Source organism: Streptomyces sp. TRM64462, from assembly GCF_013362995.1.
Lineage (GTDB): Bacteria > Actinomycetota > Actinomycetes > Streptomycetales > Streptomycetaceae > Streptomyces.
In genome coordinates this window covers 1-298 of the sequence record NZ_JABWDV010000137.1, presented here as the reverse complement: position 1 = coordinate 298, position 298 = coordinate 1, and the positions used below count along the sequence as shown (strand labels likewise).

Sequence of the window (298 nt, the reverse complement as noted above, 5' to 3'; positions counted from 1 at the left end):
GGTCGGCGGGCTGCGGGATCACGGCCCGGATTCCTCGTCGGCGGAGATGGGTCCGGATGGCGCGGGACGAGTAGGCCTTGTCGGCCAGGACCACATCCGGTGTGGTTCTGGGTCGGCCGATGGCTCGGGGCACCCGTAAGCGGGCCATGACCTCGGGGAACGCGGGTGCGTCGCCGGCCTGGCCTGGCGTGAGGACGAACGCGAGCGGTCGGCATCGGCTGTCGGCGGCAAGGTGGATCTTGGTGGTCAGTCCGCCGCGGGACCGTCCGAGGGCATGGTCGTGCGGCTCGCCGACCGG

1 protein-coding gene is annotated in these 298 nt (G+C 72.5%); it reads right to left on the bottom strand.

The features are described from left to right. Window positions 1–298: transposase (locus HTZ82_RS06300; RefSeq protein WP_175408282.1), on the bottom strand; the 298-nt coding region annotated here is incomplete at both ends.